This window comes from Ruegeria sp. G7 (genome assembly GCF_056535465.1).
The window spans coordinates 1,046,867-1,071,062 of the sequence record NZ_JBQFIL010000001.1 but is presented as its reverse complement, the minus strand read 5'-3'; the positions used below and the strand labels follow the sequence as shown (position 1 = coordinate 1,071,062).

The following is a 24,196-nucleotide window of genomic DNA, read 5'->3' as shown; positions in this document are numbered from 1 at the left end:
CCACTTGGAAACTGATTCTGCGTCAGGGTAGGTCCATGACACAGGACGCCTTTGCCGAAGCCCCCATGCTGTTCGATACGGACGAAGCGCCCGCGCAGCCGCTGCCCGTTGGTCGGTTACCCTCCTACATCAAAGACCACCGCAAGCGGCTGCGCGAACGGTTCATGGCAGGCGGGTCATCCGCGATGCCGGATTACGAGCTGTTGGAACTGGTCCTGTTCCGTTCCATCCCCCGGCAAGACGTGAAACCGCTGGCGCGGGCGTTGATGGACACTTTTGGCGATTTCAACCGCGTCCTGACCGCGCCCGAGGAGCGACTGCGCCAGGTCAAAGGCGTCGGCGATACGGTGATCACCGATCTCAAAATCCTCGAGGCCTGCGCGCACCGTATGGCCCGTGCGCGGGTGATGCAGCGGCATGTGATCTCGGGCTGGGATGCGCTGGTGGACTATTGCCACACGACAATGGCCCATCGTGAGACCGAGCAGTTCCGGGTGTTCTATCTGGATCGCAAGAACGTGCTGATCGCGGATGAGGAACAGGCCAAGGGTACCGTGGATCACGTCCCGGTCTATCCGCGCGAGGTGGCGAAACGGGCGCTGGAGCTGAATGCCTCGGCGCTGATCCTGGTGCACAACCACCCGTCGGGCGACCCGACGCCCTCGCAATCGGATATCGACATGACCAACCGGATTCAGGATGCCTGCATGGCGCTGGGGCTGACTCTGCACGACCACCTGATCATTGGTAAATCGACCGAGCTGAGCTTTCGCTCGCACGGATATCTCTAACGGTTATTGCACCCAGACCTCGACCCGGCGATTGATCTTGCGGCCCCATTCGGTGTCATCGCAGGCCATGGGCATGGCCTCACCGAATCCCTCGGCAGTGATTACGATGCTGTCCGGGATGCTGGTTTCGACTGCCGCCAGAACCGAATTGCGAACGGTCTGTGCGCGGCGCAGTGCGATCCGGGTGTTGGCATCGGCACCACCCACCCCGTCGCTGAATCCGATAAAGCTTAACTTGCGCAAATCCAGCGCGCCGCTTTCCAACGCTTGCGCCAGTTGTACGATGTTCGACCGCGACTGAGCGTCCGGACGGGATGATCCGGGCTCAAACCGAAACGAGAGCGATAGTCGCGTCATCGGGCGCAAAGTTTCGATCATGTCTTGCAGCGCGTCGAGGCCGACCTCAGCGCCGCCGGTCGCAATCGCATTGGCCAGCCGGTCGCCTTGCAGACCAAGGCGGATCCTCTCGGGCGATTGGTCGACAAACCCCGCTTGTCGGATCACGCTCTGGGCGGCCGGGCTTTGTGTATACGCCAGAAACTGGCGTGCTATCCGGGGCAGGCGACGTTGCGGTAAATAGATGAACAATGGTGCGGTCAGAGGGTAATCCTCGGTCTTTACCGACTGACGGGTCGCGATGATCGCATGGCCGCACCCGCCAGCCAGTGGAAGACTGCGCGCGGCACCGGTTTCAGCAAGGCTGGTGATGCCAATGGCGAATGGGTCGCTGGAAACTGCGCGGACCAGATCGCTGGCGCGTGCATGGCGGCGGATGTTTTCGGCCAGAACCGCGCTTGCTGGCTTCATCAGGAGATCGTCAACCGCCTGCGCCAGACCCGAACCCGGCCCGGTCAAATTCAGGGCGATCGGAGCGTCGGGGCCACCCAGTTCATTCCAGTTGAGGATCTCACCAGCAAAGACCTTTGCCAGATCAGAGGCGGCGATCTGGCGCACCGGATTATCCGCGGCAACAACGGGCACCATCGCGTCCAGGGCCAGAACCCGAGATCTGCGCGGGTGGGTCAGGTCGCCCAAACCCGCCTCGGATGCCATTTCCTGCTCGGCTGCACGAATTTCGCGCTGGGCCAGCACGATGTCGGCTGTGTTCCGGGCCAGGTCAGAAAACCCCTGACCCGTATCGTTGGCGCGCAGGATCAATCGGGCCAACGGGGCCTTTCGATCTGGCTGGTGCAGGGCGTACGAGGTATCGTCTGGTTGATCGACCGTCAGACCCTGTTCTGCGGCAAAACCCCGAACCAGCGCAGGTATCAGAGTTTCGGCCATGACCGAGGCGCCGGACAGTCGGATCTCGGCCACAAAATCGGTCAGGTTCGGGCAGGCGGGTCCGTCACAGGATACGCCCGAACCGTCCACCGTCAGCTCTCCGAATTGCGTATCGACGCGATAGAACTCGCCGTCATAGCCCAGCAGAGTGCCAACAACCTCGACCTTGCCGTCATGTGAGGTCAGGGTGATATCCTGTGCAAAGACCTTGGTGGCGAGAGTCAGCGCAACAAGCGCGGTCAATGCCGCACGTAAAAATGTCATGAGGAAGTGTCGACCTGCCTGCTGTTTATTTTGCAGCGATTGTCAGGTCTGAGAACAGATTATTCAACACCAGAAAATCACCGGTTGCGTCACAAGTCGGCATCTCGAGTGTCAGATCGCGCGAACGCAGGCGTTGATCCGAGCGCCACTCAAGCGCCTGGACGTGAAGACCGGTGTTGCAGTTGTGCTCGGTCACTTCGGCTTCGATTGACAATGCAATCGATCCGCTCTGTGTCGCGGCGTTTGCGGGAAACGAGTAGACCTCGATGTTGCGCGCATCGGCCGAGTCGCCCTGACCAAGATGCACAACAGATCCGGTGCCGATGCTGTCGCTGCCGGACCAGACATGGCCTGCCTCGCCATAGCTGGCACCGAATTCCAGCGCGTGCAACTGCAGGTCGGTCTGACCCTGCCATTGCAGGGCGATCCGGTTGTAGTTTCTGATTTCCGGCACATGGGTTGTGGCGACCGTTCCATTCTGATCTGGCATGGAAATCAGGAAGATAGCGTATTCGGCCAGAGCCGGCACAGTCAAATCCAGCCGCCCCAAAGCGTCTGTTCGGGTCGAAAAGACCAGACCGCTGTGGTGGATTTCGATCATTTGATCCATATGGCAAGGCGCTTTTACGCTGAGCCTTGCCTTGGCGCCCGGTACAGCCATGGCACGCGCGCTCAGGTCGCAATTTGACGGAAACCGGGGCTGCGCGCGCAAGGTCGGCGACGCATCCGGCGATGTATTTCTCGCGGTTTCAGTGGGAGAGGACGATGTCAATACGACGGCTTCGAGCCCCGGCAGGCCCGCCGATTGCGCCGCAACAGATGCCACACGTTCCGAACCCGCATCAGGCACGGATTGCTGTGCAGAGCCGCTCTGCATCAGGTAACCAATCGCAAGGGCGCAGGCAACGGTCCCGCCCGTGGTTACGTAATTCTTAATTACAAACAAGACACCCTCCCCAGTTGAAGGAGCGAGTCGTAAATTGGCCGCCAATCGCGGCCAATTTGTGGCCGCGAGACGGACTCATTGTGAAAGGGTTAACGATTACGTTAGGTCAGTCTGCCGTGGCAGTGTTTGAATTTCTTGCCGGATCCGCAGGGGCAAGTGTCATTGCGTGACGGATTTCCCCACGTGGATGGATCGTCCTCAACAAAACCCGGACGCCGGTCGCCTGATGCTTCGGCCTCGGCCACCGCTTCGGCCTGACCGGCAGCTTCATCAACCAACTGTTGCGCCTGCGCCTGCTGCGCCTGCATCTGAGCCAGCATCTCTTTCTGTTCTTCTTCGGTCAGCGGGCGAACGCGCGACAATTGCTGCGTTACGGTTTCGCGCAGGCTGTCAAGCATACCCTCGAACAGTTGGAAGCTTTCGCTTTTGTATTCGTTCAGCGGATCGCGCTGGGCATAACCACGGAAGCCTACGACCGAGCGCAGATGCTCTAGCGTCAGCAGGTGTTCGCGCCATTTACCATCGATGGTCTGCAGCAGCACCTGCTTTTCGATGTTGCGCATGTTCTCAGGACCGAAGGCGACCGCCTTCTGCGCCATCATCTCGTCAGCGGCCTTGATCAGACGTTCTCGGATTTGTTCGTCATCCACGCCTTCTTCGGCGGCCCAGTCCTGAACCGGGGCATCGATGGTCAGCTTGTCTTTCACCGCCTCATGCAGGCCGTCGGTATCCCATTGATCTGCATAGGATTTTGGCGGCATGTATTCGTCGATCAGATCATCGATCACCTGTTCGCGCATGTCCGAAACCACTTCGGACAGATCGTCCGAAGACATGATCTCGCGCCGCTGGCTGAACACCACTTTGCGCTGGTCATTCATCACGTCATCGAATTTCAGAACGTTCTTGCGCATGTCGAAGTTGCGGCCTTCGACCTTGGATTGCGCACGCTCCAGCGATTTGTTGACCCAGGGGTGGATGATCGCCTCACCCTCTTTCATGCCCAGCGTGGTCAGTACCTTGTCCAGCCGCTCTGAGCCGAAGATGCGCATCAGGTCATCTTCGAGGCTAAGGTAAAACACGGTGCGGCCCGGGTCGCCCTGACGGCCTGAACGGCCCCGCAGCTGGTTGTCGATGCGGCGACTTTCGTGGCGTTCTGAGGCCATGACGTAAAGGCCACCGGCCTCAAGGACCTTGTTCTTTTCTTCGGCGTGCTTTGCCTCTTCCGCGGCGCGCAGCGCGGCGGGGTCGGCGTCGGGGTTGTCGGCGATGGCTTGCAGCACCTTCATCTCGACATTGCCGCCCAACTGGATGTCGGTGCCCCGGCCCGCCATGTTGGTGGCGATGGTCACCGCGCCCAGACGCCCCGCATCGGCCACGATCTGCGCCTCTTGCTCGTGCTGGCGGGCGTTCAGGACGTTGTGTTCGATGCCTTCCTTGGTCAGCATCTGGCTGAGCAGTTCGGATTTCTCAATCGACGTCGTGCCCAGAAGGACCGGTTGGCCTTTGCTCTGCGCTTCCTTGGTTTCCTTGATCATCGCGCCGTATTTTTCGACGGCGGTGCGATAGACCTGATCGTCCTCGTCCAGACGGGCAATCGGCTTGTTGGTCGGAACCTCGACCACGCCCAGCCCGTAGATTTCCTGAAATTCTTCGGCCTCGGTCAGCGCGGTCCCGGTCATGCCGCCCAGCTTGTCATAGAGGCGGAAGTAGTTCTGGAAGGTCACGCTGGCCAGCGTGACGTTTTCGGGCTGGATCTGAACGCCTTCCTTCGCCTCGATGGCCTGATGCAGGCCCTCAGACAGGCGACGACCTGGCATCATCCGGCCGGTGAATTCATCGATCAGAACCACATTGCCATCGCGCACGATGTAATCCTTGTCGCGCTGAAACAGCTTGTGCGCGCGCAGGCCCTGATTGACATGATGCACCACGGTGGTGCTCTCGGGGTCATACAGGGAATGACCCTCGGGGATCAGCCCTGCTGCCAGCAATTGCTGTTCCAGAAACTCGTTGCCTTCGTCGGTGAAGGTCACGTTTCGCGATTTCTCATCAAGCGTGAAATGGTCATCGCTGAGTGACGGGATCAAACCGTCAATGGCGGTATACAGGTCCGACCGATCCTGTGCCGGGCCCGAGATGATCAGCGGCGTCCGCGCCTCGTCAATCAGGATCGAGTCCACCTCATCCACGATCGCGAAATTGTGGTGCTTTTGATAGACCTGCTCCAGATCGGCCTTCATGTTGTCGCGCAGGTAATCGAACCCAAGCTCGTTATTGGTGGCATAGGTGATGTCGCATTTATAGGCGGCCATCTTCTCGGCATCGGGCTGACCCGACCAGATCACGCCGGTGGTCATGCCCACAGCGGCAAACACTTTACCCATCCATTCCGAGTCGCGCTTGGCAAGATACTCGTTCACCGTGACGATATGCACGCCCTTGCCGGTCAGCGCATTCAGATAGGCCGGGAAGGTGGCGACCAGTGTCTTGCCCTCACCGGTCTTCATTTCCGAGATATTGCCCTGATGCAGGAACGCGCCGCCCATCAGCTGCACGTCAAAGGCGCGCAGTCCCAGCGCGCGCTTGGCGCCTTCGCGGACGTTGGCAAAAGCCTCGGGCAGCAGGTCATCCAGCGCCTCGCCATCCAGCGCGCGTTTGCGCAGCTCGGCGGTCTTTTCGACCAGGCCCTCATCGGACAGTTTCTCGAACTCGGGTTCCAGCGCGTTGATCTTGTCGATCAGGGGGCGGGTCGCCTTGATCTTGCGGTCGTTCGGTGTTCCGAACACCTTTTTGGCGAGCGTTCCGAGTCCCAGCATGTTCACTCCAGCGGATCTGTTCTTATCGTGGTTGCGACAGGCTTGCCCACCTTGCGCGCAACCCATAGATACGGGGGGTGAAAGGCGGCCCTGTCCAAGGCTTCAAGGCGATGTAAGCGGCAGGTTCCACAGTGTCAACGCTGCGCCCTGTCGCGGCAAAGAAATAGGATGATTCCATGCCCAAAGGCCTCACTTTTCTGCCATCGCTGGCCCTGACCGCCGTGATGGCGCTGCCGCTGGCCGCCCAAACCGCGCCTGATGCATCGACCGTCGTGGCCCGCGTGAACGGGGATGAGATCACATTGGGTCACGTCATCGCGACCGCATCCGCCCTGCCCGCGCAGTACCAAGAGCTTGAAGATGAGGTGCTGTATGACTTCATCCTCGAACAGCTGGTCCAGCAGCACCTGCTGAGTCAGGAACAGGATGAGTTGAACCCCCTGAACGCGCTGCGGCTGGAAAACGAAACCCGATCCCTGCGCGCGGTGCAAACGGTCGAGGCGATCACCGCCGCCACCGTCACCGAAGAAGCCATTCAGGCCGCCTATGACGCCCAGTTCGCCGATTTCGAAGGCGAGGATGAATTCAACGCCAGCCACATCCTTGTCGAGACCGAGGACGAGGCCAACGCCATCAAGGCCCAGCTAGATGACGGCGCCGATTTCGCCGAACTGGCGAAAGAGAAATCCACCGGCCCCTCGGGTCCTAATGGCGGCGCGCTGGGCTGGTTCGGCACCGGCCAGATGGTGCCCGAGTTCGAGGGCGCGGTGATCGCATTGGAAAGGGGTCAGGTCTCGGATCCGGTACAAACGCAGTTTGGCTGGCACGTGGTCACGCTGAACGACAAGCGCAAATCGCAGGCCCCCGCGCTTGAGGCTGTGCGGGGCGATCTGTCCCAGACCATCCGGCAAGAGGCGATTCAGGCCAAGATTGACGAGCTGACCCAAAGCGCACAGATCGAACGCCCCGCGCTGGAAGGTGCAGGCCCCGAAATCCTGCGCCAGATCGAACTGATTCAGGAGTAATCCCCGTGGCCACGATCACAAAGGTTTCTCCGCTGGCCCCGGCGGGCTTTCCCGAACTGCCCGCCATCGACGGCGTACGCTTCGCCACCGTCGAAGCAGGCGTGCGGTATCAGGGCCGCACCGATGTGATGCTGGCCGTGCTGGACCCCGGCACTTCGGTGGCCGGGGTGTTCACCCGGTCCGCCACCCGCGCCGCCCCGGTGCTGGATTGTCAGGACAAGATCGGTGGGCCTTCGGACGGGCCCGCGGCGATCCTTGTGAACTCGGGCAATGCCAACGCGTTTACGGGACACTACGGCCAGACCTCGGTGGCCGAGCTTACGCAGGCCGTCGCCCTAGCCACCGGCGTTCCGGTCGAGCGTGTCTTTACCTCATCCACCGGCGTGATCGGCGAACCGCTGCCGCATGAGAAGATCGTGTCGCAGCTTGAGACGCTGAAAACAGGCCTCAGCCGCCACGCCATCAAAGACGCGGCGCGCGCCATCATGACCACTGATACCTTCCCGAAAGGCGCGTCGGCGCAGGTCGAGATTGACGGGAAAACAGTCTCTATTGCGGGGATTGCCAAGGGCTCCGGCATGATCGCGCCCGACATGGCGACGATGCTGGTCTACATCTTCACCGATGCGCAGGTGGAGCAATCTGCCTTGCAGGCCATGCTGGGTGAACAGACAGATCGTACTTTCAATTGTATCACGGTCGACAGCGATACCTCGACCTCGGACAGCCTGCTTCTGTGCGCCACCGGGGCCTCGGGCGTCGATGCCACCGGCAATGCAGCCTTCGCCGAGGCGCTTGAAACGGTGATGCTGAACCTCGCGCAGCAGGTGGTGCGCGACGGTGAAGGGGCCACGAAATTCGTAGAAATTCGTGTGACCGGGGCGGCCACGGATGCCGACGCCAAAACCCACGGGCTTGCCATCGCCAACTCGCCTCTGGTCAAAACCGCCATCGCGGGCGAAGACCCGAACTGGGGCCGCATCGTCATGGCCATCGGCAAATCCGGCGCTGCCGCCGATCGCGACCGTCTGAGCATTTCCTTCGGAGACATCCTTGTCGCCGAAAAAGGCTGGGTTAGTCCCGACTACAGCGAAGACGCCGCCGCCGCCTATATGAAAGGTCAGGATCTGGTAATCGCCGTCGATCTGGGCTTGGGCGAGGGCAAATCCACCGTCTGGACCTGCGATCTGACCCACGGATATATCGAGATCAACGCGGATTATCGCTCGTGAAAACAATTCTGGTATCTGCCGTCGCCCTGATCGACATCGAGGGCCGCGTCCTGCTGGCCCAACGCCCCGAGGGCAAATCCATGGCCGGTCTCTGGGAATTCCCCGGCGGCAAAATCGAACCCGGCGAAACCCCCGAGGCCGCCCTGATCCGCGAATTGCACGAGGAACTGGGCATCGACACCTGGACCTCCTGCCTCGCGCCGCTGACCTTTGCCAGCCACAGCTATGACGATTTCCACCTGCTGATGCCGCTGTTCGCCTGCCGCAAGTGGGAGGGGATACCGCAGTCCAAGGAGGGTCAGGCGCTGAAATGGGTGCGGGCGAATGATCTGCGCAACTATCCAATGCCGGCGGCGGATGTGCCGCTGATTCCGATTTTGCGGGATTGGTTGTAGGCGGAGTTATTCTTGAACGGTTTTCGACTTAGAAGGTTTGGCTGAAATGTCCGCATTAATATACTTTCTTCTGATTGTCGTCTTGGTCGGGATGCTCTTGACGTTTTATCGTTTCATTAAGTTTCTAGCTTCATTTGCAAGCTTGATATCCGCAACGAACCAAACCGCAGCCGAGCGACCTTGGGACCACGTGTTGACTGGTGGTTTTCTGTCGATGTTTCGGGTTTTGGGCCACCAAGGTAACAACCATGCGCGAAATAGGCTCTTGTACAGCGCTGTTTTCTTCGTGGGATCGTTTGCGGTGACGATGGGAGCAGGGTTCCTTTTGTTCCAGCTGAATGCTGAGCATTGCGTTATTCCTATGACGACAACATCTTCGACCGGCGAAGTGACGACACTTTGTGATCCATCGAAATAGAACTTCGTTGGGCTAGTTTTACCCGAATTGTGATAAAACCTCCGCGCATCCAAAGCCCGCACTCCCTGTTACAATTCGTAAGAATTGAGAAAACATCAGGCAAAACTTGACGCTGATCGTGACCGTGCCCTCAATGGGGCATTGGCGTTCGGGCCTGACCCGGACCCGCCATTTCCGACCCGGGGAGGGGTCGGGTGGGGAGGAGAGAAAGATTGGCTCAGACGCAGTCGGGTGTCGAAGGGATGCAGTCCCTTCCGGCGCTGTTACACCGCAATGCGACGCAGTTCGGGGACGCCCCGGCCTATCGGGAAAAGGAATTCGGGATCTGGCAATGCTGGTCCTGGGCTGAAACGGCCAAGGAAATCCGTGCGATAGCGCTTGGGTTTCTGGAATTGGGTGTCGAAAAAGGCGACCACATCGCCGTCATAGGCCGCAACCGTCCGGCGCATTACTGGTCGATGGTGGCCGCGCAGATGGTGGGCGCGGTGCCGGTGCCTTTGTATCAGGACTCGGTCGCCGAAGAGATGGCCTATGTGCTGGAACATTGCGGCGCGAAATACGTGGTCTGCGGCGATCAGGAGCAGGTCGACAAGGTCATTGAGATTCAGGAAAACCTGCACCAGGTCAAACATATCCTCTATACCGACAAGCGCGGGATGCGGAAATACGACCATTCCCAGATGAACGCGCTTGAGGACATCATGGCCGAGGGCAGCGCTGGTCATGCTCGGTTCGATGCCGAGTTGGACAAGCGCATCGCGGCGATCACCTATGACGATACCTGTGTGATGCTTTACACCTCGGGGACCACGGGCAAGCCGAAGGGCGTGGTGCTGTCGAACCGGAATGTCATTGAAAGCGCCAAGAACTCGGCCGAGTTCGATCATCTGACCCGGAACGAAGACATTCTGTCCTACCTGCCGATGGCTTGGGTGGGCGATTTCATCTTCTCCATCGGTCAGGCCTATTGGTGTGGCTTCTGCGTGAACTGCCCCGAGAGCGCCGACACGATGATGACCGACCTGCGTGAGATCGGGCCGACCTATTTCTTCGCCCCACCGCGCGTGTTTGAAAGCCAGCTGACCAATGTGATGATCCGGATGGAGGATGCGGGCAAGCTGAAGCAACGCATGTTCCGTCACTTCATGGATCATGCCAAGAAAGTCGGTGGTCTGTTGCTGGACGGCAAGCCGGTGGGCTTTAGCGACAAGCTGAAATATGCGTTGGGCAATATGCTGGTCTATGGCCCTCTGAAAGATACGCTGGGCTATGGACGGTTCCGCGTGGGCTATACCGCGGGTGAGGCGATTGGGCCGGAAATCTTTGATTTCTATCGCTCTTTGGGTATCAACCTGAAGCAGCTTTACGGTCAGACCGAAGCGACAGTGTTCATCACCGTACAGCCCGATGGCGAAGTACGGGCGGATACGGTTGGTGTTCCTGCGCCGGATGTCGAGCTGAAGATCGATGACAACGGCGAGATTCATTACCGCTCGCCCGGAGTGTTCGTCGAGTACTACAACAACCCGGACTCGACGGCCTCGACCAAGGATGCTGAGGGTTGGGTGGCCACCGGGGATGCAGGGTTTATCGAGGAAGGCTCGGGCCATTTGCGGATCATCGACCGCGCCAAAGATGTGGGCAAAATGGCTGACGGGTCGATGTTCGCGCCGAAATATGTCGAGAACAAGCTGAAGTTCTATCCGGATATTCTTGAGGTCGTGCTGTTCGGAAACGGCAAGGATCGCTGCGTCGCCTTCATCAATATCGACCTGACGGCGGTTGGAAACTGGGCTGAGCGCAACAACGTGGCTTATGCGTCCTACCAGGAGCTGGCGGGCCATCCGCGTGTGTTAGAGACGATCAAATCTCACGTGGAAGCGGTAAACAAGTCGGTTGCAGCCGATGAGATGCTGTCGGGCTGCCAAGTGCATCGCTTTGTGGTTCTGCACAAGGAACTGGATGCTGATGATGGCGAGATGACCCGGACCCGCAAGGTGCGGCGTGGCTTTGTCGAGGACAAATTCCACGACATTATCGCCGCGCTTTATGACGGGTCCTCGAGCGTTTCGACGACAACCGAAGTGACCTATGAGGACGGGCGCAAGGGGTCGATTTCTGCGACGCTTGAGATCGTTGATGCGCCGGTTGTGTCGGTCGCGCAGCACAAGGTCGCGGCGGAATGATGGGCCGTTCGAGCGCCGCTCGACCTGCGGTCATCGCCCCGCCCGCCGTCCCGTTATTGCGTAAGTCCGGGAGAGGCTGATGCTGGATAATTCCGAAGGATATGTCACCGAAGACGGCCGCAAGATCGGCGGCGTGGTGATGGAGATGAAGAACATCACCCTGCGTTTTGGCGGCGTGGTGGCGATCAAGGATATCTCGTTTGATATTCGCGAGGGTGAGATCCGCGCCATTATCGGGCCGAACGGTGCGGGCAAGTCCTCGATGCTGAATGTGATCTCGGGGTTTTATGTCCCGCAGGAGGGTGAGGTTTGGTTTCATGGGTCGAAACGCCCGCCGATGCGACCTTTTGAGGTGGCGCAGCAGGGCATCGCGCGGACGTTCCAGAATATCGCTCTGTTCGAAGGGATGAGCGTTCTGGACAACGTGATGACCGGGCGGTTGGGGTATATGAAGACCAACATCTTTCAGCAGGCGTGGTGGAAGGGGAAGGCCGAGGCGGAAGAGACCGAGAATCGTGAGGCGGTCGAGAAGATCATCGACTTCCTTGAGATTCAGCACATCCGGAAAACGCCTGTGTCGCGTCTGCCCTACGGGTTGAAAAAGCGGGTCGAACTAGCGCGCGCTCTGGCGGCGGAGCCGAAGCTGCTGCTGCTTGATGAACCCATGGCCGGCATGAACGTCGAAGAGAAAGAGGACATGAGCCGCTTCATCCTGGACGTGAATGACGAATTTGGCACCACGATTGCTCTGATCGAGCACGACATGGGCGTGGTGATGGATCTGAGCGACCGGGTGGTCGTTATGGACTACGGAAAGAAGATCGGTGACGGCACACCAGATGAGGTGCGCAACAACCAAGAGGTCATCGACGCCTATCTGGGGGTCAGCCATGACTGATCGCCAAATGGAAATCTGGGGAGGCACCAATGCCTGAACAACTCGTATTTGCGATGGAGGTCATCCTCAACGGTCTGATGGCCGGGGTGCTTTATGCGCTGGTGGCGCTGGGCTTTGTACTGATCTACAAGGCATCGGGGATTTTCAATTATGCCCAAGGGGTTATGGCCCTTTTTGCGGCGATGACGCTGGTCGGGATCATGAACGGGCAGGTGCCTTTTGCGCATCTGATCAACGCGATATTCGGGACGCATGTCCATTACTTTGGTTGGAATATACCTGCGGTCTTTGCGATCATCTTAACCATGGTCGTCATGGTTTTTCTGGCCTGGGCGGTGCAACGGTTCGTGATGCGCCATCTGGTGGGCCAAGAGCCGATCATCCTGTTCATGGCCACCATCGGTCTGGCCTATTTCCTTGAAGGCGTTGCCGACCTGATGTGGGGGTCTGAAATCAAGACGCTGGATGTGGGTCTGCCGCAGGGGATCAACCTGTGGATTGACGAGACCACCTTTAACATATTCGACTACGGCTTCTTCATCGACAATCTGGATATCGTCGCCACGGTCATCGCGGCGCTTCTGGTGGCCGCGCTGGTGGCATTCAGCCAGTACACCAAACAGGGTCGGGCGATGCGCGCGGTGGCGGATGACCATCAGGCGGCGTTGTCAGTGGGGATCTCGCTGAACTTCATCTGGGTGATGGTCTGGTCGGTCGCGGGGTTCGTGGCCTTGGTCGCGGGGATCATGTGGGGCACCAAGTCGGGCGTCCAGTTCTCGCTGAGCCTGATCGCGCTGAAGGCGCTGCCGGTGCTGATGCTGGGTGGATTTACCTCGATCCCCGGGGCGATTGTCGGCGGGCTGATCATCGGCGTGGGTGAGAAACTGTTCGAGTTTGCCCTGGGCCCTGCGCTGGGTGGCGCGACCGAGAACTGGTTCGCCTATGTGCTGGCACTGATCTTTCTTGTGTTCCGGCCGCAAGGCCTGTTCGGCGAAAAGATCATCGAGAGGGTGTAGCGTGGTGTTGGTCTATCAGAACAGATCGCCGATCCAGTCCAGCAGCCATAGTACCGGCAGGATGAAGACTGCGCAGATCAGTATTGGCACAGCCAGTGCTAAAGGCAGCAGCAGATACGCTATCGCCGCCAACCCGGCCAGCCCGGCGAGGGACAGCATGAGATTGGCGAAGACGCCCGCAATGATCCAGCCGAACAATCCACGGTTGGGGTCGCCCGCGCGAGGACGAGCCTCGGAGGTTGCCGACGCCCGGCTCAGCAAAGCCTGTTTTGCAAGCTTCGCATCATCGTCACTGATGGTCCCTGCAGCGCGGCGGGTTTCCAGATCTTCAAGCTCTTTGGCAAGTGTGTTCATCGCAAGCTCCTGTCCGAATGGTCGGATCATACCGCGAAAAGGGGCAGAATATCGCCAATTCTGCGGCGTTTCGCAGAGGCGTGCTTTGCCAGTCACAGGGTGTACGGCATGACCAAACTCATCGCGATTATCAACGTTATTGCATGGGCGGGATTCTGGGCCTTTGGCTATATCGCGCTTACTTCGGATGACCTGAGCGAGGGCCAGCTGGTGATCGCCGCGATCCTGGCCTTTGCCGGGCTGATCATGGGTATCCTTGCCTACATGAAATTGGTGCGCGCCTCTGAGGCCACCGGATACGCCAAAGGGTCCAATCAGCTGGATGCCGCAGCCCGCAACCGGGCGCAGGAAGAATGGGGAAAGTAAGATATGTTCTATCGTGAGGCCGGGGATTTCAAAACCTCGTACATAGCTGACAGCCAGACTTTCCCGATCAAGTTCGACCGGTATCGATACTATGTTGTGCTGGCGGTGGCGTTTGGGATCATCCCCTTCATCATCAACGACTATTGGGCCAACGCGCTGCTGCTGCCCTTTCTGATCTACGCCATCGCGGCGATCGGGCTGAACATCCTTGTGGGCTATTGCGGGCAGGTTTCGCTGGGCACAGGGGGCTTCATGGCTGTCGGGGCTTACGCCTGCTACAAGCTGATGACCGCCTTCCCGGATGTCAGTATGTTCATCCACGTCCTGCTTGCGGGGGGCATTACGGCGCTGGTGGGTGTGATCTTTGGCCTGCCAAGCCTCAGGATCAAGGGCTTCTATCTGGCTGTTGCCACACTGGCGGCGCAGTTCTTTCTTGTTTGGCTCTTCAACCGGGTATCGTGGTTCTACAATTATTCCGCCTCCGGTCAGATCAACGCGCCGGAACGGGATGTGTTTGGAATTATCATCACCGGCCCGAATGCTCCGGCGTGGGCGGCCTATCTGTTCTGCCTCGTCTTCCTGACTCTCAGCGCAATCATCGCGCGCAATCTGACGCGCGGCACCACAGGCCGGACCTGGATGGCGATCCGCGATATGGACATCGCGGCCGAGATCATCGGGGTGAACCCGCTGAAGGCGAAACTGACTGCCTTTGCCGTCAGCTCGTTCTTCGTGGGCATCGCTGGCGCGCTGTTCTTTGCGGTCTATCTGGGTGCCGTCGAGGTGGGTGAGGTCTTTGGCATCCAGAAATCATTCCTGGTATTGTTCATGGTCATTATCGGCGGGTTAGGGTCTATATTCGGATCCTTTGCAGGGGCCGCTTTCCTTGTGCTGTTGCCTGTCGTGCTGAAACTGATCGGCGTGGACCTGCTGGGCTGGCCGACGGATATCGTGGCGCACCTGAACCTCGTGATCGTGGGGGCGCTGATCATCATGTTCCTGATCCTCGAACCGCACGGGCTGGCGCAGCTGTGGCGTGTGGCAAAAGAGAAACTCAGACTGTGGCCGTTCCCGCACTAAGGGGCTGGTCCAAGCACAAGGCGGGCGGAAAGCCCGAAATCACCATCGGATCAATCAAGGGAGGAGACACCCGATGAACAAGAAACTGGCAACCCTGGCGCTGGGCGCCGTGATGGCCGCAGGTCCGGTCATGGCGGACCTCGTGTTCCCGTCGCTCAGCTACCGGACGGGCCCCTACGCGGCAGGCGGAATTCCGTTTGCAGACGGTTACGCCGACTACTTTACCCTTTTGAATGAACGGGATGGTGGCATCGGCGGTGTTCCGGCGCGCGTGATCGAATGTGAAACCGGCTACAATACGGAAAAAGGGGTGGAATGCTATGAATCGACCAAGGGCGAAGGCGCTCTGGTCTATCAGCCGCTGTCGACCGGGATCACCTATCAGTTGATCCCCAAAGTGACCGCAGATGGCATCCCGCTGCACACAATGGGCTATGGCCGGACTTCGGCCGCGAACGGCAAAGTGTTCAGCCACGTGTTCAACTATCCGGCCAATTACTGGAACGGCGCGTCGGGCGCGATCAACTATCTGCTGGATCAAAATGGTGGAGATCTGGGCGGCAAGAAGATCGCACTGGTCTATCACAACTCGGCCTACGGCAAAGAGCCGATCCGGACTTTGGAAACGCTGGCTGAGAAACACGGCTATGATCTGACCTTGCTGCCTGTTGACCATCCCGGTCAGGAGCAGAAATCGCAATGGCTGCAAATCCGCCGCGAAAAGCCTGACTATGTGATCATGTGGGGCTGGGGTGTGATGAACCAGGTCGCGGTGCAGGAGGCGGCCAACATCCGCTTCCCCATGGAGAACTTCATCGGGGTCTGGTGGTCCGGCGCTGAGTTCGACGTTGAGCCTGCTGGTGAAAAGGCCACCGGCTACAAGGCGCTGACCTTCACGGGTCTCGGCAAAGACTACCCGGTCTATGACGATCTGCAGAAATACGTTGTGGACGCAGGCAAGGCGGCAGGTGCAGGTGACCAGCTGGGTTCGGTTCAGTACAACCGCGGGCTCTATGCCGCGATGCTGGCGGCCGAGGCGGTGAAAACCGCGCAGGAGATGCATGGCACAGCCGAAATCGACGCGTCGATGATGCGCGATGGCATGGAAGCGCTTGAGATCACCAACGCAAAGATGGAAGGGCTGGGCATGGCTGGCTTCGGACCCGAATTCTCGGTTTCCTGTGAGAACCACGGCGGTCCGGGCCTTGTTGGCGTTGTCCAATGGGATGCCGCTGCGGGCACCTGGAATCCGGTGCAGGATTTCAAACCGACCGATGCGGAAGTGATCAATGCACTGATCGAAGAAGACTCGGGCGCTTACGCGGCTGAGAACAACATTTCTCAGCGCTGCGAGTAAGCAACCCCGGCGCCTCGGTTAACCGGGCGCCTCGACAACCGGAGCGGCGGTTCTGCTGCCGCTCCTCACGAATAGCCCCGGATGGGCAGGCATGAGGACACGCGCTGATGCTGGATGCGGCACAAACCACTGACGTGCAGGCGGAAACCCTGCTTGAAGTCAACAATATCGAGGTGATCTACAACCACGTGATCCTCGTGCTGAAAGGCGTCAGCCTGACCGTGCCCAAGGGCGGTATTACCGCCTTGCTGGGCGGCAATGGTGCGGGCAAGACGACGACGCTGAAGGCGGTGTCGAACCTGCTGCACTCGGAACGGGGTGAGGTCACCAAGGGCTCGATCAAGTATCGCGGTCAAAGCGTGCACGAAAGCGATCCTGCGGATCTGGTGGAAAAGGGTGTCATTCAGGTGATGGAAGGCCGCCACTGTTTCGAACACCTTACTGTTGAAGAAAACCTGCTGACCGGTGCCTACACTCGCAAGGATGGCAATGCCGCAATCCAAAGCGATCTGGAGCTGGTTTACAATTACTTCCCGCGCCTGAAAGAGCGCCGCAAAAGCCAGGCGGGCTATACCTCGGGCGGGGAACAGCAGATGGTCGCGATGGGCCGGGCGCTGATGTCGCGGCCTGAAACCATCCTGCTGGACGAGCCCTCGATGGGTCTGGCCCCGCAGCTGGTCGAAGAGATTTTCGGCATCGTGAAGGACCTGAACGAGAAAGAGGGCGTGTCCTTCCTGTTGGCCGAGCAGAACACAAATGTGGCTCTGAGGTTTGCGCATTACGGTTATATTCTGGAATCGGGCCGTGTGGTGATGGATGGCCCCGCCGCCGAATTGCGCGAAAACCCGGACGTTAAGGAATTCTACCTCGGCATGTCGGACGAAGGCCGCAAAAGCTTTCGCGATGTGCGCTCATACCGCCGCCGCAAGAGATGGCTGTAAGCGGATGGAGGATCTTTCGATGACCTATTTCGACAAGCTTGAAACCCGATCCGCAGACGAACGCGCCGCCGATCACGCGCGCGTCTTGCCGACCCAGATTGCCCGCGCGCAATCTGCCCCCGGCTATGCGAAGATCCTTGCGGGGATAGATGCGAGTGCGGTGACCAGCGCCGAGGCTTTGGCCAAATTGCCGGTGCTGCGCAAATCCGATCTGACGCAGGCACAGGGCACGCGGCCTCCATTCGGTGGGTTCACGGTCAAGCCTGCGCGGCATTTCCAGCATGTGTTCCAGTCGCCGGGCCCGATTTACGAACCGGGCAGCACCGATCACGACTGGTGGCGCATGGGGCGGTTCCTGAACGCCGCCGGAGTGGGCCCCGGCGATATCGTGCAGAACTGCTTTGGCTATCACCTGACCCCGGCGGGTATGATCTTTGAAAGCGGCGCGCAGGCGGTTGGCGCGGCTGTGCTGCCTGCAGGCACCGGCCAGACCGAGCTGCAGGTGACCGCCGCCCGCGATGTGGGCTGTTCCGCCTATGCGGGCACACCAGATTACCTGAAAATCATCCTCGACAAGGCGGATGAGATGGGCGTTGCCCTGCAATTCTCAAAGGCTGTGGTTGGCGGTGGTGCTCTGTTCCCGTCGCTGCGACAGGACTATGCGGATCGTGGCATATCGTGTCTGCAGTGTTACGCCACCGCCGATCTGGGCAACATCGCCTATGAAAGCCCCGCGATGGAGGGAATGATCCTCGACGAACACGTCATCGTCGAGATCGTCACCCCCGGCACTGGCACTCCCGTGGCCCCAGGAGAGGTGGGTGAGGTTGTGGTCACCACGCTCAACCCCGATTACCCGCTGATCCGCTTCGCCACCGGTGATCTGTCAGCGATCATGCCAGGCGAATCCCCCTGTGGCCGGACCAACACGCGCATCAAAGGCTGGATGGGTCGTGCTGATCAAACCACCAAGATCAAAGGCATGTTTGTCCGCCCCGAACAGGTGGCCGCGCTGGTCGACAAGCATGACGAGATCGTCAAGGCGCGCGTCATCGCCGCCCGACAGGGTGAGATGGACACAATGACCGTCCAGATCGAAAGCCCCGGCGGGAATGACGGGGCCTATGCCAAATCGGTGGTCGAGGTGTTGAAACTCAAAGGCGCGATCGAAGTCGTGGCGCCCGGCTCTCTGCCCAAGGACGGGTTGGTGATCGAGGATCAGCGCGTCTACGAATAACGATCTGCCGCAGAATTGTTGGCCCGCCCACTGGTGTTTCTTAGCATTTTGGTCGATTAAAGGCAGACCCTGCGGGATTCTCAGTCGGACGCCATGGCCGAAGTCGAATATTCAGAACACGGAACGCGTAATCGCGGTGCCCTAGGCACGCGATTGGTTGGTGGCATCGCCTATGCCGTGGCCGGTGCCTGCCTGCTTCCGATGGTGGCTGTTGTTCTGGCGGCGGTGACCGGTGGAACCGACACTATTTCCCATTTGTTAGAGACTGTTCTGCCCGGCTATGCGCTGACCACCGCAATCCTTGTGGTGTTGGTCGCCGCGGGGACGTTTTCGATCGGGGTGGGCGCGGCGTGGCTGGTCACGATGACCCGCTTCCCGGGCGTACGCGTGCTGGAAATCGCGTTGGTTCTGCCGCTGGCTTTCCCGGCCTATGTGCTGGCCTATGCCTATACGTTTATTCTGGATCACCCCGGCATCGTGCAAACCACGCTACGCGAGGTCACCGGTTGGGGGCCACGTGACTATTGGTTCCCCGAGATACGCTCGACCGAGGGCGCGGCGGTGATGCTGATCCTTGTGCTTTATCCTTACGTCTACCTGCTGGCCCGTGCGGCGTTCCTGCAACAAAGCGCCACTGCGTTTCTGGCCGCCCGGGCGCTGGGCAATGGTCCGTGGCACGCGTTCTGGCGCGTGTCGCTGCCCATGGCCCGCCCCGCAATTGCCGGAGGTGTCCTGCTGGCGGTGATGGAGACCATCGCTGATTTCGGCACTGTTGCCTATTTCGGTGTTCAGACCTTTGCCACCGGTATCTATACCAGCTGGTTTTCGATGGCCGACCGCGCAGCCGCTGCGCAGCTGGCCCTGTGTCTTCTAGGGTTCGCGCTGGTCATGGCGGTGACCGAACGCACGCAGCGCGGCAAGGCGAAATACTATCAGGCAGGCAAACGCCACGCGGTACTGCCAGCGGCGCAGTTGAAAGGATGGCAATCGCTTGCGGCGTTTCTGCTCTGCGCCATTCCGGTCCTGTTCGGGTTTCTGCTGCCCGTGGTGATCCTTGTGCAGATGGGGCTGGAATCCGAGCAGAACCTGCTGTCGCGCCGCTATATCGGGTTCATCCAGAATTCACTGACGCTGGCCGGGACGGCTGCGGTGATTACCGTCTGTGCAGCCGTTTCGGTCGGGTTTTTCCAGCGTTTGCGCCCCGGGCGCGGCTCGGCCTCGGCGGCCTATCTGGCGCGGCTGGGCTATGCGGTACCGGGCGGCGTGATTGCCGTGGGCCTGATCGTGCCCTTCGCGGCATTCGACAATGCTCTGGACGCGTGGATGCGCCAGACCTTTGACATTTCAACCGGGCTGCTGGTCACCGGCTCGATCTGGTTGCTGATCGCGGCCTATATGGTGCGGTTTCTGGCCGCCGCGCTCAGCGCCTACGAGGGTGGCCAAAGTACCGTGCATGCCAACATGGATGCTGCCGCGCGGTCGCTGGGGCAGACGCCCCTTGGCACGTTGCGCCGGGTGCATCTGCCGATCCTGACACCCTCGCTACTAACCGCGTTGCTGATCGTCTTTGTCGATGTGATGAAGGAACTGCCTGCGACGCTGATCATGCGGCCCTTCAATTTCGACACGCTGGCGGTGCAAGCCTATCGTCTGGCTTCGGACGAACGGCTTGAAGGTGCTGCGGTGCCATCGCTGGTTATTCTGGCCGTGGGGCTGCTGCCGGTGATCCTGATCTGTCGTCAGGTCGGGCGCCGGTAGCTGCGCACGGCGCTTCAAAAATACCACACTGGGTTTGAGCCGGGCTTGATTCAGACGCGATTTCCGGCAAGGCTTGTTACATGAACATGCAGCCTCCCAGCCGGTTCGGGTCCGGCTCTGCCCAGATGCCGGTCGCGTTTGACCGGCGCGAGATGTCTCATATCCTGTCAGTCTATGGCCGAATGGTCGCCGCCGGAGAGTGGCGTGATTACGGGATATCGAACCTGCGGGACATGGCGGTGTTTTCGATCTTCCGCCGCACGGCTGAACACCCGATCTATCGCGTCGAGAAACACCCCCGCCTGCGGCTGCGTCAGGGGATGTATTCGGTGGTTGGGATGGATGGCCGGATCCTGAAACGGGGCCATGACCTGCGTGCTGTACTCAGGGTGCTGGAGCGCAAACTGATCCGCTCGGTCGACCTTGATTAGAGTCGTTTATGTGATGTGACCGGTCCATCGCCTTGCTGCGCGATACGGGCGATTGCCTGATCCATCGGCTCAAGCGCGACGGCCATGTGATAGGCGTTGGCGTGCAGCAGCAGGTTCTCGGCGGCGACCCAGGCGACATGGCCTTTCCAGAACAGCAAATCCCCGCGTTGCGGCGGAGTGCCCGGCGCGACGAGTTCGCCGACCTCGCGTTCCTGATCGCCGCTGTCTCCGGGGCAGGGGATGCCACAGGCCAGCAGGGCGGCCTGCACCAAACCCGAACAATCCAGCCCGAACCGGCTGTTGCCGCCCCACAGATAGGGCGTGCCTAAAAAAAGCTGCGCGGCGGTCACCGGATCGGTCAGGCGCGAATAGGCGGGCACCGCGTGGATCCCGGGGATAAAGCCCAGCGCAGTTTCCAGAAACCCCTCTTCTTCTGACAGCGCCCTGATTTTACTGCCGAAACTCAATGATATCTGATCGGCGCTTTTCATATCCGGCGCGGCATAGGCATGGGTTGAGGCGGCGACGATCCAATGGGTCTGCGGCTCGACCGGGCCCAGATGATCCGAGACGACCCAGCCGGTGTAGCCGTCCTTGTCGGAGGTGATGCGGCTCCACCCGTCTTGGTCTTCGGTGACCGTGACGGTGTCTCCGAACAGCAATTGCCGGTCACGCGGGCCGTCGGGCTGGCGCAGTAGATCGACGACCGGGCGGACAATCCGCGCTGCGCTCATAGGTTCAGTATCTCGGGCAGCGCGGCCAGCAGGGCGCGCGGGCCTTGGCCCAGACCGCCCTTGCTGCGCCCCGGTTCTTTGCTGCGCTGCCAGGCGTAGATGTCGAAATGCATGTATCGGCTGTCACCGGCAAAACGACGCAGGAACAGCGCGGCGGTGATCGAACCCGCAAAACCACCCGCCGGCGCATTGTCCAGATCGGCAATCCCCGGTTCGATCAGCGCTTCATAGGGGTCATGAAACGGCATTCGCCAGACCGGATCAGCAACGGCGCGACCCGCGCGCGCCAGCGCCTCGGCGGCACCATCGTCATCGGTATAGAACGGGGCCAGATCAGCCCCGACAGCCACCCGCGCGGCACCCGTCAGCGTCGCCATCGAGATCACCAAGTCCGGTTCGCCCTCATCCGCAAGCGCCAGCGCATCAGCCAGCACCAAACGCCCTTCGGCATCGGTGTTGTTGATCTCGACCGTCAGACCGTTGCGGGCGGTCAGGATGTCTCCGGGCCGGAAGGCGTTGCCCGCCACCGCGTTTTCCACTGCCGGGATCAGCACGCGCAGTTGAACATTCAGGCCCAGCTTCATGATCATCTGCGCCAGCCCCAGTACATTTGCCGCGCCGCCCATGTCCTTTTTCATCAGACCCATCGACGCGCCGGGTTTCAGGTTCAGCCCGCCGGTGTCGAAACAGACGCCTTTGCCCACCAGCGTCAGCTTTGGCCCGCTGTTGCCCCAGTTCAGTTCGATCAGACGCGGTGCCTGAGCGGCGGCGCGTCCGACCGTGTGGATCATCGGAAAGTTCTGATCCAGCAGGGCGTCGCCCGTGGTCACGGAACAGCGCGCGCCGCATTCTTCGGCCAGAGATTCGGCGGCGATTTGCAATTGCTCGGGCCCCATATCCGCAGCCGGGGTGTTCACCAGATGCCGGATCAATAACTCGGCATCGGCCAGCATCTCGATCCGAGTCGCGTCGATGCCGTCGGGTGCGACCAGCCGCGCTTTGGCTGCATTGCCGGTGGCGTAACGATCGAAGACATAGCCTGTCATCAGCCATCCGAAACACTCGGCCTCAAGCATTTCGTCGGAAACGCCCGATGCGATGCGATAGGTGCCTGCGGGCAACGCTTCGGCGGCTGCGGCCAGCGGGAAGCGTTTGCGCGCGCGTTTGGCTGCGCTGCCATAGCCCGCCAGTGCAAATTCCGGCGTGCCGTCGGCTTTGGGTATGACCAAGACCTGCCCTAAAGCGGCTGAGAATCCGCTGGTTGCGACCCAGTTTTGCACCCGCTCGGGCTGATCCGACAGCCAGTCGTCAAGCGCGGATTGCTCAAGAACATAAAGCGGCAGCGCAGGTGTTTCGGGCGGGGCGAAGGACAGGGTCATGGGCGTCTCGGGCTGGTTCTGATCGCACCCAGACTAGCCGCCTGCGACCCGCCCGCAACCCCCCTTCAGACCGAAAGATCCTGCTGATCCCAGACCGCCGTCAAAGAGCGTTCGCCGACCCGGATCAGACGCCCCAATGTCGCCCCGGTGGCCACCGCGTCGCCGCGATCGACCGCATGGGCCACATCACCCGCCACGCGCGCCAGCACCGTCATCCCGATCTGATATGCAATCGCCACCAGAGATCGCGCGCATTTGCGCAACCCCGACCAATCGCGTTGCCGCCAGAAGCGTTCGCAATTCGAAAGGCGCACCGCCAGCTCCTCGACCGTGCGGCACAGCACGTCCAGCGCATTGGTATCCCCCAGCTGATGATACAGGCTGCTGAGCCGGTCCGGGTCCAGCCGCACGGATTCTTTCTGTTCAAGCGTGATAATCTTGTCCACCACATTCACCCTCGTGTTCATGCCCCCACGGCACGGGGTCACTCTGGCATCACATACCTTTGCAATTCCTTGCGCTGCATCGGGATAATGTCTCGAATTTTGCGCGAATTCAGGTTAGAGAGCGGATCAGTCAAGACCACAGGAACATCAGAATGAAATTTGCCAAACCTTTGCCGAGCTATCTGGTCAAACGGTATCATGGCTGGAAAGCGACGACTTACTCGGAAAATCAGGTTTGGTATCGAAGGCTTGCAACCGAGGGCCAGCGTCCGCGTGCGATGGTGATCTCGTGCTGCGACAGCCGTGTGCATGTGACGTCGATGTTCGGGGCCGATCAGGGTGATTTCTTTATCCACCGTAACATTGCAAACCTTGTGCCGCCCTATCTGCCGGACGGCGATCACCATGGTACCAGCGCAGCCATCGAATACGCTGTCACCGCATTGAAGGTGGCGCATCTGATCGTTCTGGGTCATTCGCAGTGCGGCGGGGTGCAGGGTTGTATCGATATGTGCAAAGGACAGGCCCCGCAGCTGGAAGCCAAAGAAAGCTTTGTCGGGCGCTGGATGGAGATCCTGAAGCCAAAATTCGATCTGGTTGCTGATATCGAAGACGGTGCCGATCAGGCACGTCAGTTTGAACGCTTTGCGGTGGTTGCCTCGATGGAAAACCTGATGACCTTCCCGTTTGTGTCTTCTGCTGTCGAGGAAGGGTCTCTTAGCCTGCATGGGCTATGGACTGATATCGGCGAAGGCGGGTTGGAGTGCTACGACCCGCACGAGAACAAATTCGTCACCGTTTGATCTGGCCCGCTGCCGCTTGGGCGGTATGCAATCCGT

General features: G+C 60.0%; 22 protein-coding genes. 15 read left to right on the top strand and 7 right to left on the bottom strand.

Translation table 11 applies throughout. From position 1 onward, the window contains the following. The first annotated feature begins 35 nt into the window (after positions 1 to 35). Positions 36 to 791 carry a RadC family protein gene (gene radC / locus ACR3EN_RS05390; RefSeq protein ID WP_480823903.1) on the top strand — a complete coding sequence of 252 codons (756 nt, stop codon included), beginning with the start codon at positions 36 to 38 and terminating at the stop codon, positions 789 to 791. A 3-nt stretch (positions 792 to 794) separates the two neighbouring features. Here radC and ACR3EN_RS05385 read toward each other — a convergent pair whose 3' ends face one another. The 3 genes from ACR3EN_RS05385 to secA form a co-directional block, all read right to left on the bottom strand. Continuing rightward, positions 795 to 2,339, bottom strand: a complete 1,545-nt coding sequence (locus ACR3EN_RS05385; RefSeq protein ID WP_480823904.1) for a phosphate ABC transporter substrate-binding/OmpA family protein — start codon at positions 2,337 to 2,339, stop codon at positions 795 to 797. A 25-nt stretch (positions 2,340 to 2,364) separates the two neighbouring features. After that, positions 2,365 to 3,285, bottom strand: coding sequence for a hypothetical protein (locus tag ACR3EN_RS05380; protein ID WP_480870906.1), 921 nt, complete (start codon positions 3,283 to 3,285; stop codon positions 2,365 to 2,367). Between the two features lie 101 nt (positions 3,286 to 3,386). After that, on the bottom strand, positions 3,387 to 6,104 hold the full coding sequence (gene secA / locus ACR3EN_RS05375) for a preprotein translocase subunit SecA (protein ID WP_480823908.1): 2,718 nt from the start codon (positions 6,102 to 6,104) through the stop codon (positions 3,387 to 3,389). 176 nt (positions 6,105 to 6,280) lie between these two features. Here secA and ACR3EN_RS05370 point away from each other — a divergent pair, with 176 nt between their 5' ends. The 6 genes from ACR3EN_RS05370 to ACR3EN_RS05345 all read left to right on the top strand — a co-directional run bounded on the left by ACR3EN_RS05370 (position 6,281) and on the right by ACR3EN_RS05345 (position 13,274). Beyond that, entirely contained in the window at positions 6,281 to 7,129 is an 849-nt protein-coding gene (locus ACR3EN_RS05370) for a peptidylprolyl isomerase (protein ID WP_480823910.1), read from the top strand. 5 nt (positions 7,130 to 7,134) lie between these two features. Further along, entirely contained in the window at positions 7,135 to 8,361 is a 1,227-nt protein-coding gene (argJ, locus tag ACR3EN_RS05365) for a bifunctional glutamate N-acetyltransferase/amino-acid acetyltransferase ArgJ (protein ID WP_480823912.1), read from the top strand. Then, the gene (mutT, locus tag ACR3EN_RS05360) at positions 8,358 to 8,756 is read left to right on the top strand and encodes an 8-oxo-dGTP diphosphatase MutT (RefSeq protein ID WP_480823914.1); all 399 of its coding nucleotides are present in this window, start codon (positions 8,358 to 8,360) and stop codon (positions 8,754 to 8,756) included. Before argJ ends, mutT begins: the two co-directional genes overlap by 4 nt. A 660-nt stretch (positions 8,757 to 9,416) precedes the next feature. Continuing rightward, complete coding sequence (locus ACR3EN_RS05355) at positions 9,417 to 11,360, top strand: AMP-binding protein (protein ID WP_480824133.1); 1,944 nt, start codon at positions 9,417 to 9,419, stop codon at positions 11,358 to 11,360. 79 nt (positions 11,361 to 11,439) lie between these two features. Next, the gene (locus ACR3EN_RS05350) at positions 11,440 to 12,258 is read left to right on the top strand and encodes an ABC transporter ATP-binding protein (RefSeq protein ID WP_170694891.1); all 819 of its coding nucleotides are present in this window, start codon (positions 11,440 to 11,442) and stop codon (positions 12,256 to 12,258) included. Positions 12,259 to 12,287: 29 nt separating this feature from the next. Then, entirely contained in the window at positions 12,288 to 13,274 is a 987-nt protein-coding gene (locus ACR3EN_RS05345) for a branched-chain amino acid ABC transporter permease (protein ID WP_480823916.1), read from the top strand. Between the two features lie 15 nt (positions 13,275 to 13,289). Here ACR3EN_RS05345 and ACR3EN_RS05340 read toward each other — a convergent pair whose 3' ends face one another. Then, on the bottom strand, positions 13,290 to 13,628 hold the full coding sequence (locus ACR3EN_RS05340) for a hypothetical protein (RefSeq protein ID WP_480823918.1): 339 nt from the start codon (positions 13,626 to 13,628) through the stop codon (positions 13,290 to 13,292). A 108-nt stretch (positions 13,629 to 13,736) separates the two neighbouring features. On the opposite strand from ACR3EN_RS05340, the gene ACR3EN_RS05335 reads away from it, so the two are divergent. From ACR3EN_RS05335 to ACR3EN_RS05305, 7 genes are all read left to right on the top strand, one after another. Further along, positions 13,737 to 13,994, top strand: a complete 258-nt coding sequence (locus ACR3EN_RS05335; protein WP_480823920.1) for a hypothetical protein — start codon at positions 13,737 to 13,739, stop codon at positions 13,992 to 13,994. 3 nt (positions 13,995 to 13,997) lie between these two features. After that, positions 13,998 to 15,074, top strand: a complete 1,077-nt coding sequence (locus ACR3EN_RS05330) for a branched-chain amino acid ABC transporter permease (protein WP_480823922.1) — start codon at positions 13,998 to 14,000, stop codon at positions 15,072 to 15,074. A 73-nt stretch (positions 15,075 to 15,147) separates the two neighbouring features. Next, positions 15,148 to 16,431, top strand: a complete 1,284-nt coding sequence (locus ACR3EN_RS05325) for an ABC transporter substrate-binding protein (protein WP_480823924.1) — start codon at positions 15,148 to 15,150, stop codon at positions 16,429 to 16,431. A gap of 107 nt (positions 16,432 to 16,538) precedes the next feature. Continuing rightward, positions 16,539 to 17,372: an ABC transporter ATP-binding protein gene (locus ACR3EN_RS05320; RefSeq protein WP_170470807.1), complete on the top strand. Its 834-nt coding sequence runs from the start codon at positions 16,539 to 16,541 to the stop codon at positions 17,370 to 17,372. Between the two features lie 19 nt (positions 17,373 to 17,391). After that, positions 17,392 to 18,609, top strand: coding sequence for a phenylacetate--CoA ligase family protein (locus ACR3EN_RS05315; RefSeq protein ID WP_480823926.1), 1,218 nt, complete (start codon positions 17,392 to 17,394; stop codon positions 18,607 to 18,609). Between the two features lie 93 nt (positions 18,610 to 18,702). Next, on the top strand, positions 18,703 to 20,367 hold the full coding sequence (locus tag ACR3EN_RS05310; protein ID WP_480823928.1) for an ABC transporter permease: 1,665 nt from the start codon (positions 18,703 to 18,705) through the stop codon (positions 20,365 to 20,367). Between the two features lie 80 nt (positions 20,368 to 20,447). After that, the gene (locus tag ACR3EN_RS05305; protein ID WP_480533634.1) at positions 20,448 to 20,798 is read left to right on the top strand and encodes a DUF2794 domain-containing protein; all 351 of its coding nucleotides are present in this window, start codon (positions 20,448 to 20,450) and stop codon (positions 20,796 to 20,798) included. Here the strand turns inward: ACR3EN_RS05305 and ACR3EN_RS05300 are convergent. The 3 genes from ACR3EN_RS05300 to ACR3EN_RS05290 all read right to left on the bottom strand — a co-directional run bounded on the left by ACR3EN_RS05300 (position 20,795) and on the right by ACR3EN_RS05290 (position 23,366). Beyond that, entirely contained in the window at positions 20,795 to 21,532 is a 738-nt protein-coding gene (locus ACR3EN_RS05300; RefSeq protein WP_480823931.1) for a C40 family peptidase, read from the bottom strand. The genes ACR3EN_RS05305 and ACR3EN_RS05300 overlap by 4 nt on opposite strands. Then, complete coding sequence (locus ACR3EN_RS05295) at positions 21,529 to 22,911, bottom strand: leucyl aminopeptidase family protein (RefSeq protein WP_480823933.1); 1,383 nt, start codon at positions 22,909 to 22,911, stop codon at positions 21,529 to 21,531. The genes ACR3EN_RS05300 and ACR3EN_RS05295 overlap by 4 nt, the downstream gene beginning before the upstream one ends. 65 nt (positions 22,912 to 22,976) lie before the next feature. Continuing rightward, positions 22,977 to 23,366, bottom strand: coding sequence for a hypothetical protein (locus tag ACR3EN_RS05290; protein WP_480870923.1), 390 nt, complete (start codon positions 23,364 to 23,366; stop codon positions 22,977 to 22,979). 143 nt (positions 23,367 to 23,509) lie between these two features. On the opposite strand from ACR3EN_RS05290, the gene ACR3EN_RS05285 reads away from it, so the two are divergent. Beyond that, positions 23,510 to 24,160 carry a carbonic anhydrase gene (locus ACR3EN_RS05285; RefSeq protein ID WP_480823935.1) on the top strand — a complete coding sequence of 217 codons (651 nt, stop codon included), beginning with the start codon at positions 23,510 to 23,512 and terminating at the stop codon, positions 24,158 to 24,160. The last annotated feature ends 36 nt before the right edge of the window (positions 24,161 to 24,196 follow it).